This is a genomic window from Psychrobacter sp. ASPA161_6, assembly GCF_051970285.1.
GTDB lineage: Bacteria > Pseudomonadota > Gammaproteobacteria > Pseudomonadales > Moraxellaceae > Psychrobacter > Psychrobacter glaciei.
On the sequence record NZ_JBEFNJ010000002.1, the window covers coordinates 171,299 to 185,096 of the forward strand.

At 43.9% G+C, this 13,798-nt stretch carries 15 protein-coding genes; 2 read left to right on the forward strand and 13 right to left on the reverse strand.

The genetic code is table 11. The annotated features are described in order from the left end of the window. The 10 genes from ACTQ9T_RS06805 to recN form a co-directional block, all read right to left on the reverse strand. On the reverse strand, positions 1-609 hold the full coding sequence (locus tag ACTQ9T_RS06805; protein WP_440464569.1) for a class I SAM-dependent methyltransferase: 609 nt from the start codon (positions 607-609) through the stop codon (positions 1-3). A 121-nt stretch (positions 610-730) separates the two neighbouring features. Further along, positions 731-1,870 (reverse strand): YecA family protein, encoded by a 1,140-nt coding sequence (locus ACTQ9T_RS06810; RefSeq protein ID WP_440464570.1) that lies wholly within the window; start codon positions 1,868-1,870, stop codon positions 731-733. Positions 1,871-1,932: 62 nt separating this feature from the next. Further along, entirely contained in the window at positions 1,933-2,271 is a 339-nt protein-coding gene (locus tag ACTQ9T_RS06815; RefSeq protein WP_440464571.1) for a DUF3817 domain-containing protein, read from the reverse strand. A gap of 44 nt (positions 2,272-2,315) precedes the next feature. Then, positions 2,316-3,254, reverse strand: coding sequence for a site-specific tyrosine recombinase XerD (gene xerD, locus ACTQ9T_RS06820; protein ID WP_440464572.1), 939 nt, complete (start codon positions 3,252-3,254; stop codon positions 2,316-2,318). A gap of 38 nt (positions 3,255-3,292) precedes the next feature. Beyond that, a complete protein-coding gene (locus tag ACTQ9T_RS06825; RefSeq protein ID WP_440464573.1) occupies positions 3,293-4,507 on the reverse strand; it encodes a methyltransferase in 1,215 nt (404 codons plus the stop codon). Positions 4,508-4,634: 127 nt separating this feature from the next. Beyond that, complete coding sequence (gene tusA, locus ACTQ9T_RS06830) at positions 4,635-4,961, reverse strand: sulfurtransferase TusA (protein ID WP_439292563.1); 327 nt, start codon at positions 4,959-4,961, stop codon at positions 4,635-4,637. Between the two features lie 60 nt (positions 4,962-5,021). Continuing rightward, positions 5,022-5,501 carry a hypothetical protein gene (locus tag ACTQ9T_RS06835; RefSeq protein ID WP_439292564.1) on the reverse strand — a complete coding sequence of 160 codons (480 nt, stop codon included), beginning with the start codon at positions 5,499-5,501 and terminating at the stop codon, positions 5,022-5,024. 78 nt (positions 5,502-5,579) lie between these two features. Beyond that, positions 5,580-6,110 (reverse strand): Holliday junction resolvase RuvX, encoded by a 531-nt coding sequence (ruvX, locus tag ACTQ9T_RS06840; RefSeq protein WP_439292856.1) that lies wholly within the window; start codon positions 6,108-6,110, stop codon positions 5,580-5,582. A 172-nt stretch (positions 6,111-6,282) separates the two neighbouring features. Then, positions 6,283-6,846 (reverse strand): YqgE/AlgH family protein, encoded by a 564-nt coding sequence (locus ACTQ9T_RS06845; RefSeq protein WP_010197721.1) that lies wholly within the window; start codon positions 6,844-6,846, stop codon positions 6,283-6,285. Between the two features lie 167 nt (positions 6,847-7,013). Beyond that, positions 7,014-8,693, reverse strand: a complete 1,680-nt coding sequence (gene recN, locus ACTQ9T_RS06850; RefSeq protein WP_440464574.1) for a DNA repair protein RecN — start codon at positions 8,691-8,693, stop codon at positions 7,014-7,016. Between the two features lie 639 nt (positions 8,694-9,332). On the opposite strand from recN, the gene ACTQ9T_RS06855 reads away from it, so the two are divergent. Together ACTQ9T_RS06855 and rlmB are read left to right on the forward strand one after the other, a co-directional pair. Continuing rightward, positions 9,333-9,668, forward strand: coding sequence for a pyrimidine/purine nucleoside phosphorylase (locus ACTQ9T_RS06855; RefSeq protein ID WP_010197725.1), 336 nt, complete (start codon positions 9,333-9,335; stop codon positions 9,666-9,668). 198 nt (positions 9,669-9,866) lie between these two features. Beyond that, positions 9,867-10,637, forward strand: coding sequence for a 23S rRNA (guanosine(2251)-2'-O)-methyltransferase RlmB (gene rlmB, locus ACTQ9T_RS06860; RefSeq protein WP_010197727.1), 771 nt, complete (start codon positions 9,867-9,869; stop codon positions 10,635-10,637). Here the strand turns inward: rlmB and coaE are convergent. The 3 genes from coaE to ACTQ9T_RS06875 form a co-directional block, all read right to left on the reverse strand. After that, positions 10,600-11,286: a dephospho-CoA kinase gene (coaE, locus tag ACTQ9T_RS06865; RefSeq protein WP_440464575.1), complete on the reverse strand. Its 687-nt coding sequence runs from the start codon at positions 11,284-11,286 to the stop codon at positions 10,600-10,602. The two genes, rlmB and coaE, sit on opposite strands and share 38 nt — an antisense overlap. Positions 11,287-11,410: 124 nt before the next feature. After that, complete coding sequence (locus ACTQ9T_RS06870) at positions 11,411-12,313, reverse strand: prepilin peptidase (protein WP_440464576.1); 903 nt, start codon at positions 12,311-12,313, stop codon at positions 11,411-11,413. A gap of 25 nt (positions 12,314-12,338) precedes the next feature. Next, entirely contained in the window at positions 12,339-13,562 is a 1,224-nt protein-coding gene (locus ACTQ9T_RS06875) for a type II secretion system F family protein (RefSeq protein ID WP_440464577.1), read from the reverse strand. Positions 13,563-13,798 lie beyond the last annotated feature (236 nt).

The following is a 13,798-nucleotide window of genomic DNA, read 5'->3' on the forward strand; positions in this document are numbered from 1 at the left end:
CTAGTCTTTGGTCGCCATGGTAATGGTATACGTTTTGCCTTGCTTGATTTTGTCGCTATTGCCAAACACTTCGGTAAACGAGCGTTTCACAAATTGGCGCAAACCATTAATTGTTACCACATAAAAGCGGCCACCTTTACGCATACGGGCATATGCATCGAGGAAGTACAAATAATGCTGCTCTTTGCCCACTTTGGCTGGCAAGTTTGACATCACAAGGCTAAAGTCTTTGTCTTTTGCCACGTGATTGAAGCCGTTTGATAAATGTACATCGACATTTTTTAGACCGTTTTTCTCGCAATTTAGGCGCGCATATTCTACCGCCATAAAGTCTTTATCAATCAACGTATGCAGACCGTTTGGACATTCACGCGCTGCCGTCATACCAAGCACGCCATAGCCACAGCCCAAATCGATTGAGTCATCATCCACTTGAAAATCCACATAATCAAGCAGCATCAAGCTACCATCATCGAGCTTTTGCGGTGAAAAAATACCCCACGTGGTCGAAAAATCAAACGGCTTGCCTAGCACATCTTGGCGAAAGTTAATGTCTTCGCGCCAATGTTGGGCACTTTTCAACAGGTCAGCAGGGGGTCTATGGCTCATAGGATTCTCGAATAATGGATAAATAAAAGGCGGTGCGTTGCTCAGTTATGCAGCGTGCATGTTATACGCGTATTGTAACGAGAAAAGGGCGGGTTTGCACTCTTACAGAAACTATAAATCATTAAGTGACTCTATAGAAATTTTCTACCTCCCAGCCTGTAAAAATGATGCTGTTATCAGCAAGTACGTTTTTTGGTCTTTCTTCAGTATGGTTGGAACCTATTTTGAAAAGCGCTTCTATTTTCTGCTGTTGTTCTGTACCTAAGGTATTCCACCAGTCAGGAGAAATGAAAGTATTTTCAGCAGAGCTAAAGAAGAAGTTGACTAAGTAGCTGAACATATCTTTTTTATCTATCTCTAGTAAAGAGTTTATGAACTCATCTATCACTTCTGCCTTTTTTAACCAACTGAAAACTACAAGGCCTTTGCCACTGCTCGTAAATGCGTTGAAAATTAGATAGTCAGGTATCGTCTCTAAATCTGCTAGGTCTTGCAAATATTTGGCTTTGAAATCATGCGTAGGGTTAGTTATAGATGACACTACAACTGGTAGAGGATTTGAAGACTCTATGACTAAAAAGCTATAAGAGTTATCACTGTTATCTGATAATTCGGCGTCTAAACTGCTCTTAATTTTGTATAGCTCATTAGCCGATGTTTCTAGACCTAGCTCATAATAATAAAGGTCTTGTTGCTTCATTATCTGAAAAATAAGTAATGTTCCTCTATCCATATTTTTCATAAGTTTTGTAGTTTCTAAAGCATTTTCCTTCGCATAAATCTCTTTTGCCACAGACCTGTACGTTAAGGCCATACATTGCTCTTTTGTACCTATAAATGGTTTATCTTCAAAACAAGCAAATAGTAATTTGTCATGTCTTGCACAAAATCCTTTAAAAGTAGAAGCCTTATTAATACCAATTTTTTCAAATCTAAGGCTGTCCTTGTTCTTTTGAAAGTTTATTAGATTCTGCTTCAATCCTAAGACATGGTTGCTATTATCAGCAATGTCAGACAAGCCACTAGATTTAGAAACAGTATGAGACTTGATAATATCATTGCAGTTTGAAAGTAGGTTCTTAGGTGCGTAGCATGCTTCTCTTTTTGATATGTTTTGCTCAAATGTTAATATTTCACCTAACGATATAGGTTGTTCAAACTCTCTACCTAGATGACAGCGTTTAAACTTCAAGCCTGAACCACACCAACATTTATCATTACGACCTAATGCAAGTATGTAATCAATATCAAATATCGGCATATCTCTTCTCTTAAAAAATCATTTGTTGATGATTCTGATAGACAGTTTGTTTTATCTAACGCCTATTTTCCCAATCGCTTCTTAAGCAAATGATCAAATATAAACGGGCCAAATGGTAAAAATGAGCCAAGAACACCTGCAGGCATTGCCCATAGCGGCATTTTTATTCTGCTGGTTGCAATCAACAGCATCAAAATATAGGCAATAAACAATGCCCCATGCGCCATACCGACATATTTCACTGCTTCAGGAATACCTAGCATGTATTTTAGTGGCATGGCGATACCAAGCAATAATAAAAAAGAAGTGCCTTCTAAGTAACCCATGATGGTCAGGTTTTTGAGTGCAGAATTTTGCCCTTTTGTTAGGGTAGGCAGAGTAGATGGCTGAGCTTGCAACACGTTTTATTCCTTTTACAATCATCAATAAATCTTTAATTTCGACTCTAACCTCTCGGATGATGCTCAGCATGCAACTTTTGCAATCTTGCCGTCGCCACATGCGTATATATCTGCGTCGTTGATAAATCACTATGCCCAAGCAATAGCTGCACGCTACGTAAGTCCGCGCCATGATTGAGTAGATGGGTAGCAAAGGCATGGCGTAGCGTATGCGGTGATAACTCTTTATCGATACTAGCAACTTTGGCGTACTTTTTAAGCAAATACCAAAAGTTCTGCCGCGTCATATAGCCGCCTTGCGCGGTCAAAAACACCGCTTGGCAGTTGCCAAATTTTAAATGCGCAATCAAATCACCACGAGCATGCGCCAGATAATCTTCCAACGCGTCCGTAGCATATTCACCTAATGGTACCAGTCGCGTTTTATTGCCTTTCCCTGTGATTTGTAGCCAGCCAGAGTTTAAATTGACTTGTTCTAGTGACAGATTAATCAACTCGCTGACACGCAGACCGCAGGCATAGAGCACTTCTAGCATGGCTTTATCACGCAGTCCAAGTGCGGTACTGGTATCAGGTGCGGCGAGGAGATTATCAACATCCCCCTCGCTTAAGTCCTTTGGTAGTGGACGCCCAAGTTTAGGACTTTTGATACGCTCGCAAGGGTTGTCTTCGCGTAGATTACTGGCAATCATCCATAGATAAAACTGACGCAAGCTTGAGAGCATACGTGCTTGGGTACGTGGGGTTTTGCCTTCTTGGGTAAGGGTTGATAAGCAGTGCAGCACGTCATCAGGCTGCCAGCATGTCAATGCCATAGGATTGGTCAACTCGCAAGAGCGCAGGTCACGCACATAAGCATTACGCGTCCGCGTGGCGAGACCGCGCGCCAGCATGGCTTGACGAAACTCAGTGATATAAGTTGGTTCGTCGTCTACTGCCAGCGCCTTGGGTTGGCGCTGTTGTACGGCGCGGTCGCGACTCATAAGTGATGGCTCATAAAATAATGCTCAATTATTAAATATTAGGCAGGTTCTAAGCACCATAACGAGGTCACTTCCGCACTACGCGCCGCATATAGAGGATCAGTATCATCTTGGCTGCGACCATGCTTAGGTGTGGTATCGAGACGATATTTTACTTTCAAACCGCTATCTACAAACCAGTCTAGTAATTCATCACGAGTACGTAGCTGTAGATGTTCCGCCAAATCCGACAGAATCAACCAGAGCTCACCTTGCTTAGCTAAATGAGATTTCGCGCCCTGCAAAAATCCACTCAGCATCGCGCTATTGGCATCATAGACGGCGTACTCTAAAGGCGAGCTTGGCTTAGCAGGTAACCAAGGTGGATTACAGACAATTAGATTGGCGAGAGGTGCATCAGTCGGATATAAATCCGTTTGCTGCAACTGTACGTTAGTTAATTGTAGGCGTGTAAAGTTTTCACTGGCGCAGGCCAAAGCACGTGGATTCAAATCCGTGGCAATCACCTGTTTGACACCGCGCTGCGCTAAGATAACGGCGAGTAAACCAGTGCCAGTACCGATATCATAAGCAACCTCATGAATTTTTGGCAGTGGTGCATCAAGCAATAGCGGTACATACTCATGCCGTGTTGGCGCAAAGACACCATAATGCGGGAATATCGAAAGACCTAGGCTTTCAATTGGGACGCCTTTTTCGCGCCACTGCGCTGCACCAAGCGCCCCTTGCAAATCACGAAATGATAGCACGCATGATTCGTCTATCGTTTTATCCAACTGGCCAAAAGCTGCTGTGCAGGCCGCACTGACATCAGGGGCGCGGCGTAGCTGGCTGACATAATTGGCATCAAGCTCTAGTAGCAAACGGCTTAATATACGCGAGCGTTGAGCTTGGATTTGGCGCTGCTGATGAAATAGGTTAGGGATTTCTTTAGAGCTGGCTGAATCAGATTCTGCTGTAGACTTAGCTGCTTTCTTTATTTTGCGCTGCTCGGAGCGCTCATTGGTACGCTCGATGCGCCGAGCGAGGGCTTGTAGTAATTGCTTGGCATTATGAAAGTCACCACGCCACAGCAGTGACGTGCCTTCGCAAGCCAAGCGGTAAGCCTCATCTGCGGTCGTTTTGTCATCGACCAATACAATACGCGCAGGCGGTAGATGATTGCTTTCCGACAACCAGCGGGCATTATGGAAAGTGTCGTTTCCGTCTTTGTTTTCGAGCCACTGCACATATTGTTTTTCGGTTGGTAACACGTTATCTACCTTTAATTTGTGAATGGTATGTTTGGTACAGAGCAAAGATATCTTGATGCTATTAAGACACTGTCAGTTCCACATTTGAATCATCAAACAGACCCTATATAGAGCTAATTGAATGCGTTCAAATGTTCTTTTTCTTAACCAAATAACGATAAAGCGTGGCGTTGATTGGCGCATCCTCATCGCCAGCGACCGTTATTTCATCAAGATCGATACTTAGATCTACATTTTCAGCCAGCGTTTCTTGCTGGACAAGCTCATGCCCCAAATGACGGCAGAAATTAGGAATGTCACGAGTGGTGGCTGGGTCGGTAGCGAGTATTTCAATCACCTCGCCAGCATCGGCGTTACGGATGGTTCGATGCAGCATCATGACTGGCTCAGGGCAGATCAGCCCTTGAGTATCTAAATGATGATTGATCGTCGTTTGCGTGGTAGAAGTGCTCATAATAGTCATTCAAATCGATAATATAAGGTGAAAGGTTTTTGCGGCATTTATAAGCATGTTTTACGCTTCTTCAGCGATTTCAGTGTCTTTTTCTACTTCTAAAAAATTAAAAAAGCGCTTGAAACTCACTTTAAATAAAAACGCCACACCTAGCCAACAGGACAACCCTAACCAAGCGGTATCAGCGAATAATAATCCACCAATCAATATGATGGTCGAGACACCAATACTCATGGCAATCATCGACGCCTGGTTTAAGCGATAACGATAAATTACCAGCGCATCATAAATAGTAATAGGAATCGTGAGCGCAACCAAGGCATAGGGCAGGTTATAGAAAAGTTGATAAAGCAGCTGATTGTCATGAAAGGCTTTGATACTGGCAATGGTGCCAAAGACCATAAAGGCGAGAATGGCGGCATAAATAAGATAAATCGCTATTTGATTCGCTCGCTGTGCGCCTTTGATACGGGCGATGGCAAGCGGCGCAAAACCATGTTGCGATTTTTTTTGCAGAGAGTGGTCTGAGACAGTGGTCATAATAATCAGGCATTTATCCGTGTAGAGTGACGATATGTCAGAAATTGGCGCTGTTTTGATAGCAGGCTTGTCGCTGAGTTAATCGGTTTTGATGGCGTCGATAGCGATACTGCTACTCGGGTCAGCAAAGTAAGTCGACATCAGAATACAGGCAGAGATGTCATCGATTGGGTCGCGTTCATGCTTAATCCAACCGTTATCCCACGCGATCTCACGCGCCGCCACTGAGGTCAGGCGCTCATCACAGAGGCTCACGACAACCGGCAGATGCTGTTCCATGACTCGATGCGCTAGGCGACGGGCAAATTTATGCGCACGCTTCGACAGCATTGAGCTGCTACCATCCATATTAAGCGGCAACCCCACCACCACTTTTGTTACACCCCAGACTTTGATAATACCTAGCAGATTATCCCAGTCCGGTTGACCATTATTCATGGCTAAAATATCAAAGGCACGCGCAGTCTCAGTAATAGTATTACCTAGCGCCATCCCCATTTTTTTAACCCCGTAATCGAGCGCCAAAATAAGATGAGGCTTAATAACTGGTTCCACCACAGAAGTGTCAGCAGTTTCGATTTCAGTGCTAGTATCAGACTCTACCATCATTATGCGCGCTTCCTGTTTCTGTTGGGCGTGATTCTTCTGTTGGGCGTGATTCATTTGGCTTAACGGCTTTAATTTGAATGCGGCTTTAATTTGAATGCGGCTTTATTTAAATGCGGCTTTATTTAAATGCGGCTTTATTTAAAACGGATAATTTAACAATCATAACCAATCATTAAGCATGACCAATATCACTACTAAGGTAGTCAAAGTTAACGCCAATCTTATCAGCGGCGATTTGCCAACGTTCTTCAAATGGCGTATCAAACAATAAATTCAGATCAGCAGGACAGACGAGCCAGTCGCCACTAGCAAGCTCTTGATCGAGCTGTTTTTTACCCCAGCTGGCATGACCCAAGCACAGCTGATAATGACCAACGCCTTGACCGGCGGCGATACGCTTGAGGATATCTTGGCTGGTAGTAATACAGACATTCTCTGATATAGCAAAAGACGAGGCCCATTCTGGTTGACCCGTATGCAGCACAAATCCAACCTCTGGATACATCGGGCCGCCTTCTAATGCCACATCTTCCATCACTTGTGCATCTGTGACTTCAATGTCTAGATCTTCTAGCAGTTTGCCCACGCGTGCCTGCTCTAATGGACGATTGACCATCAGACCAAGTGCACCGTGTTTATCATGACGGCAAATATAAATCAGCGCCTGCTCAAACCTTGGGTCTGACAGTTCTGGTGCCGCGATTAAGAAATGATGGGTCAAATTGGCTTTAGACATAGAAACAAACGCAACCTAGTATTAAAGGTAAAATAACAGAGATGACACACCACTATATGGCGATACTGAGGTGAAAATCAACCAAAGCAAGTATTTAGCGGTTATGAGACGCTAGGGCGTGTCCTCATTTTTAAAATGAGGACACGCCCTAATGACGACAAGGTTCTTTACTTAACGTCCGTTAATAAACTGCGGGCGTGGTCGCGGGTAACGTCAGTGATGATCACACCACCAGACATGCGTGCCAGCTCATCGATTTGCGCGCTATCGGTCAGTATTAATAGCTCGCTTTCGGTTTGCTCGTCATGGTGTTTTTGTACCAAGATATGCTGATGCGCTTGCGCCGCGACTTGTGCTTGGTGGGTAATGGCCAGTAACTGCTGCGTCTGCCCAAGCGCGCGCAGCAGCTCACCGACCACTTGCGCCGTGCCGCCACTGATACCGACATCGACTTCATCAAATACCAGCATGGGCTTGGCAGCATTATTGTCAGCATTGGTTGCTTGTAATACCTGCATCACCAGTGCCATTCGTGACAGCTCGCCGCCTGAAGCGATTTTATGTAGTGGTTGCATCGGCATGCCGACATTGGCGCTAAATAATAGGTCAATATCATAGCAACCTTGCGCATTATATTGGCTAGGTTCGGTCTTTCTGGTAAAGACAAACTCGCAGCGCGCATTGGGCAAAGCTAGCGGTTGTAACTGTTTAACCAGTTGCTTACTGACAGTGGGCGCAGCTTTTGAGCGCTCTTTATTTAGCTGCGTTGCTAGCGCAAGGTAATCTTTCCAAGCCTGTTCAATTTGCGCTGCCATGGCATCGCTGCTTGGCTCGTTTTCTAGCTGCTCTAATTGCGTCTCCCAACCTTTGGCTTCCTCGATTAAGTCGCTTGCTGGCAAGCTATGTTTACGAGATAAGCGATGACCTAAGCTGATAAGACTGTCTAATGTCTGCAAGCGCTCAGGATCAGGCAGTTGTTGTTCAGCATAATCTGACAGTAAGCCTGTTACCTCAGTGATTTGCTGCTGCGCTAAATGCAGCTGCTCGGAGGCTTGCTCAAAGGTTTGACTGACGCTCATTTGGTTATCACAAAGCTTAATCACCTGCCCGAGTAAGGTCATGACATCTGGCTCATCCGTGTCATTATCAAGTAGGTGCAAGCCATGACTGGCCTCGATCATCAAAGCTTCGATATTAGACAGCTCTTCGTGCTCCGCTTCGACTTCTGCATAATCAACCGCCAATAACGGCGCAATGTCAGCTAATTGACTCTGCAATAATTGCATACGGTCTTGGCGCTGAGCCTCACGGCTCGCAATGTCATCCGCACGGCGTTTAAGCTGCTGATAAGCTTGATAGCTGCTGGTCGTTTGTGCAGCAAGTGGCGCGATTTGTGCCATCTCATCAAGCCATTGCACCACAAACTGCGGCTTAAGGAGCGCTTGTTGAGCATGTTGGCTATGAATATTAACCAGTAACGTACCAAGGTTTTTCAGTTCAGCCAAACTGACTGGTGTGCCATTTAACCACGCTTTTGAGCGTCCGGTATTGCTGAGCTGACGACGAATCAATACTTCTGGTTCTTCTAATAGTCGGTCATTTTTGGCAAACCAATCGGCGACGACGCTGTTATTTTCCACATCAAACTGGGCATAAATATCAGCGTGCGCCGCGCCATGTCTGACCATCGCACTGTCTGCACGTTCGCCTGCACATAAAGATAGCGCATCCAGTAATAGCGACTTGCCAGCGCCCGTTTCACCAGTGATGACATTAAAGCCTTCAGCCACACTCAACTCATGCTGAGCGATCAACGCAAACTGATGTAAAGTTAATGATACAAGCATCAACGCCTCTCATGACAGACAATTGACCTCGCATGAAATCATGAGAGGCCATATCTAAAATAGGATAAATAAAGGAATGAAGTCGTTCAGTTGATAATGTTAGTGAGACAAATATGGTTGGCAAATAGTATGATGTTAAATGCAGTTAAATACAAATTTTAAAGCCATTAAATCCTGTAAGTCAACCTAAAAAGACTGTCATAAAAATCCATTAAGCTTATGATAAATCAGTGATTACTATCTTAATGATGGTCTTTGTAACGGCAATATTAGGGAGGATAATCCTAATTAGGAGTCACTGTAATAGCAGGGTGTCAGTATAGTAGCGTATCAGCAATAATAGCTCTCAACGCTTCAGTCTTATAGGCGCAAGCCGATAATCTAAGCATGAATCATCAAGCGTTCTTTAACCTAAAAACCAAATAAAATTTTCATTGCCGCTGTAACAAACTTTATAGATATAATGTGGTAGCATAATCTCACATAATGATAAACTCTTACCACTAGATTTTTAATCATTGTGCGTCATGACGTGTTGTTACCATATCGCAAATGAATAGTACAACCTAGGTAGAGTAAGCAATTAAATTCGTTACTTATTTTTTAGTTTGGCAATAATTATTTGATAAGGAAGCCACTATGACAGCGGCGCAATTTACCAGTGTAACAGTCAACGCCCAAGCCACGATATCGTATGATGGTCGTTGCTCAAGCCATACCATTATGTTTGAGGATGGTCGGCATAAAACATTAGGTGTGATCTTACCTTGCGACAACTTGGTTGAGCATTATCACTTCAGTACTAACACTTCCGAACGTATTGAGATCATCAGTGGCGAGTGTGAAGTCAAAATAAATGGTGATGAAGAATTCAGCTACTATCGTGCGGGACAATCATTCGTCGTTGAAGGCAACAGTGGTTTTAACTTACGCACAGAGGAAATCGTGCAGTATATCTGTCATTTAGAAGGTTGAGACTATCCCAAGTTAAAGTTTTTAAAAGACAATTTATAACGCCTAAGCCCTCAAAAAGAAATAAATCTTGCGATAAGGTTTATTTCTTTTTTTTGGTAACATTATTTTTTAAGCCCTTGATTAGTTGCTACAATTATCGTCATATTTCCCCTTTCTATCGCAGTGTGCGATACCCACTTTATAATCGGTAGTCCTATTATGGCAAAACCCATTTATTTTTATGGCATTCATGCTATTGACGCGTTACTCGAACACCGTCCTCTTGATGGCCTTAGCTTGTTTGTACAGCAAGGTCGCGAGAGTGACAGTCATGTCCGAGCGATTATGGCGCAGGCAGCAGACAATGGCATCAGCATTCAACCGACGCAAAAAGACAAGCTCACGCAATTATGTGGCAGTCCGCAGCATCAAGGCGTGGTGCTAAATGCGCGTCCGTTAGGTTTCGCTGATGAAGGCTTGCTTGATATTATTATCGGCCGCGAACAGTGCTTGTTATTGGTCTTGGATCAAATCACTGATGCACATAACTTTGGTGCGTGCTTGCGTACTGCTGTCGCGATGGGTGTTGATGCGGTAGTTTGTCCGAAACATCATGCGGCTAGCCTTACGCCTACGGTTGCTAAGGTATCGGTAGGGGCGGCAGAAATGATGCCTATTATTAGCGTCACCAATTTGGCACGTACACTATCGCAAATCAAAAACGCAGGTGTTTTTGTATTCGGTACGGCACTCAATGCAGAGGCGAAGCCGATACATGAGGCAGATTTGACGGGCAAGACGGCGATGATTATGGGGTCAGAAGGAGAGGGCATGCGCCGCCTGACGACAGAGAGCTGTGATGAGCTGGTTTATATTCCGATGTCAGGCAATGAACATGGCAACTTACAAAGTCTAAATGTAAGTGTTGCCACGGGCATGGCGCTGTATGAGGTTAATCGGCAGCGTACTTTAGCTGCTGGACAAGCGTAAGATAGCTCTGATGTAGCGGCTCTAATTTTAGGTAGAGATCAGCCAAATTACCATCATTAAGCACGACATCATCGGCGTGCTGATTGCGCTCTTCGCGACTTAGCTGATTGACCATAATGGCTTTAATTTTTTGTATGCTTTGTTCATCTCGTTGGCTGGCACGGGCTAGCTGAGTATCTACCGCGGCATCCATGACTAAAATACGCTGGCACAAGTTAGCCAGACCCGCCTCCGCCGCTTCAATAAGTAGTGGCGCTGACAACACCACATAAGGTGAGGTACTGGTGGCCAGCTGTAATTTTGCGGTTTCACGTATCGCTGGATGGGTAATCGCCTCTAGCTCAATGAGTGCTTCAGGGTGGGTAAATACATGAGTGCGCACGGCGGCACGATCCATTTCGCCATTGCCATTCAATACCCAATTACCAAACTTCTTCTGGATTTTGCGTAGGGTTGAGCTGCCTTTAGCAACGACCTGATGAGCAATGACATCCGCATCAATAATATTAATCCCTTGTTCAGCGAACCAATCACTGGCAGCAGACTTGCCACTACCGATGCCCCCGGTCAAGCCAATGACTAAGGTCTTGCTTTTCTTCTGCGGGGTCTGAGGCTCATAAGAATAAGGTGAAGATGCTTGTTTTGACATAATAATGACTTATCTGCTCGATATAATGACAGTGATGGTTATAAGTTGAGACAATATTTTGATGCTTATTTTAAGGTTTGATGTTTACGTTAAGAGGAGCGATCAAAACACTTTCTAAGACAATCTAGTAAGTATACATGCCGAGATACCAGTTGACGATATCTGAGCCATATAATAAAGCAACAATACCAGCGATAGCGATGTAAGGGCCAAAGGCAAACGGCTTGCTTTCACCTTGTTTCTTCATCAAGATAATCCCAACGATTGAGCCGAGTAGGGAAGACAGTAAAATAATCAATGGCAACATCATAGGCCCAAGCCAAGCACCCAATACCGCTAGTAGCTTAAAGTCGCCTTGTCCCATACCGTGTTTTTTGGTGATGAGGAAAAATACCTTCACCACTATCCATAGTGATAAAAATCCAAACAATAAACCCCAAATAGACTGAGTTGGCGAGACAAACCAGCTTTGCGAATTGACGGCCAACCCTAAGCCCGCTAAAGGAAAGGTTAGGCGATCTGGTAGTAGTTGGGTATCAAAATCAATACCGGTTAACGCAACCAATGTCCATACTAAAACTAAGGCTGATAATCCAGCGGCACTGACCCCAAACTGATAGATGACCAATATTGACAGCAATGCAGTCACTAGCTCAACTACAGGGTAACGCAGGCCGATATTGGCTTTACAGTCTGAGCAGCGCCCTCGTAACACTAGCCAGCTTATTAAGGGTATGTTTTCGTACCACTTTATTTTGTGCGTGCAGTGAGGACAGCGTGACGCTGGTCGACTCAACGTAATAGGGGTGTCCGCTGCGACGATATCGGTCAATGGTATGGTATGCTCTTGCGGCATGTCTGCTTGCTGAGACATAAATTCACTGCATTCTTGACGCCAGCTATAGACCATCATCAGCGGCATACGGTGAATCACCACATTTAAAAAACTGCCCACACAAAGGCCCAACAGACCAAATACGACTAACGCTACCGTCATATTACTTTGTAGTAATTCTATAAATTGCATTAAGTAGCTGTCCTTTCCGTCATCTTTAACCTACTACTGAGCCCATTTGGAAGATTGGCAAGTACATCGCAATCACCAAGCCACCGACCAATACCCCCAACACAGCCATAATCATAGGCTCCATTAAGCTGGTCAAGCCATCAACCGCATTATCGACTTCGTTTTCGTAATAGACCGCTACTTTATCTAGCATTTCTTCTAAACTACCAGACTCTTCACCGATACCGACCATTTGAATGGCCATACTTGGGAATAAATTGGTAGAGCGTATCGAAAATTGCAATTGTTGCCCAGTAGATACATCATTTTTAATTTGCTGCGTGGCATTATAAAAAACGACGTTATTAGTGGCGCCAGCAGTCGAATCTAGCGCATCAATAAGAGGTACACCAGCCGCAAAGGTAGTAGATAGGGTACGAGCGAAACGCGCGATAATGGCTTGATAAGCAATGTTGCCAAATATTGGTATTTTTAAGACTGCACGGTCTAAAAAGTCTCGGAATTTTTTAGAGCGTTTTTTGGCTTCTGAAAAACCAATAATCGCCCCACCAATGAGAATAATCAAAACAAACCACCACGCTTGCATCCACTCTGACATGCCAACGACCATTTGGGTAAAAGCAGGCAGCTCTGCGCCAAAAGATTCGAATAAATCGGAGAAGACAGGGACCACTTTAATCAACAAAATCATAGTGACAATGATGGCAACCACAATGACTGCGATAGGATATTTCACCGCTTTTTTAATTTTTGCTTTTAGTAGCTCACTTTTTTCTTTATAAGTGGCAACCCGTTCTAGCATGGTTTCAAGCGCACCTGACTGCTCCCCCGATTCAACGAGCGAACAAAACAGATCGTCAAAATAGCGAGGATGCTTACGTAGGGCAGAGGCAAAAGTCCCACCAGCTTCGATATCGGCTTTTATTTTTAAAACCAACTCTTTCATACTGGGATTATCAAGGGAGTCAGCGACAATTTCAAAGGACTGAGTCAATGGCACGCCAGCTTTCATCATGGTTGCCAATTGGCGAGCAAAAATGGCAATATCGATAGGTTTGATGGGTTTTTTAAAGGTATAAAGTGGCTTCGGTTTTTTCTTAATACCTTTGACGGTGATGCCTTGTTTGCGCAGAGTAGCTTTTGCTAGCTCTAAGCTACGACTGGTCGTTTCACCTTTTACTTTTTGGCCGCGTCGATTTACCCCGTCATAGACAAAGTCTAACAGCATGTCGGTCTTTGCTTTTGCCATGATACTACCCTCAAAATTTGTCTAATATAAATATTGCAAAGATGTACAACGATGCCAGACTTATTATACAAAGATGGCATACTTTATTTTAACGTAAAAAACCAGTATAACTCTGTTTTATTTTTAAGTACATCTGAGTGGATATTATTGCTCATTTATAAAAGCCAATCTATTAAATCTAAAAGCTATCGACACTGAAATTTCTACCACCGTTATTTCACTTTTAGCATTTACGA

What these genes read in the sequence shown, in the direction of transcription:
- ACTQ9T_RS06805 (WP_440464569.1), bottom strand. Translation starts at nt 609, where the DNA reads ATGAGCCATAGACCCCCTGCTGACCTGTTGAAAAGTGCCCAACATTGG.
- ACTQ9T_RS06810 (WP_440464570.1), bottom strand. Translation starts at nt 1,870, where the DNA reads ATGCCGATATTTGATATTGATTACATACTTGCATTAGGTCGTAATGAT.
- xerD (WP_440464572.1), bottom strand. Translation starts at nt 3,254, where the DNA reads ATGAGTCGCGACCGCGCCGTACAACAGCGCCAACCCAAGGCGCTGGCA.
- tusA (WP_439292563.1), bottom strand. Translation starts at nt 4,961, where the DNA reads ATGAGCACTTCTACCACGCAAACGACGATCAATCATCATTTAGATACT.
- ACTQ9T_RS06835 (WP_439292564.1), bottom strand. Translation starts at nt 5,501, where the DNA reads ATGACCACTGTCTCAGACCACTCTCTGCAAAAAAAATCGCAACATGGT.
- ruvX (WP_439292856.1), bottom strand. Translation starts at nt 6,110, where the DNA reads ATGATGGTAGAGTCTGATACTAGCACTGAAATCGAAACTGCTGACACT.
- ACTQ9T_RS06845 (WP_010197721.1), bottom strand. Translation starts at nt 6,846, where the DNA reads ATGTCTAAAGCCAATTTGACCCATCATTTCTTAATCGCGGCACCAGAA.
- recN (WP_440464574.1), bottom strand. Translation starts at nt 8,693, where the DNA reads ATGCTTGTATCATTAACTTTACATCAGTTTGCGTTGATCGCTCAGCAT.
- ACTQ9T_RS06855 (WP_010197725.1), top strand. Translation starts at nt 9,333, where the DNA reads ATGACAGCGGCGCAATTTACCAGTGTAACAGTCAACGCCCAAGCCACG.
- rlmB (WP_010197727.1), top strand. Translation starts at nt 9,867, where the DNA reads ATGGCAAAACCCATTTATTTTTATGGCATTCATGCTATTGACGCGTTA.
- coaE (WP_440464575.1), bottom strand. Translation starts at nt 11,286, where the DNA reads ATGTCAAAACAAGCATCTTCACCTTATTCTTATGAGCCTCAGACCCCG.
- ACTQ9T_RS06870 (WP_440464576.1), bottom strand. Translation starts at nt 12,313, where the DNA reads ATGCAATTTATAGAATTACTACAAAGTAATATGACGGTAGCGTTAGTC.
- ACTQ9T_RS06875 (WP_440464577.1), bottom strand. Translation starts at nt 13,562, where the DNA reads ATGGCAAAAGCAAAGACCGACATGCTGTTAGACTTTGTCTATGACGGG.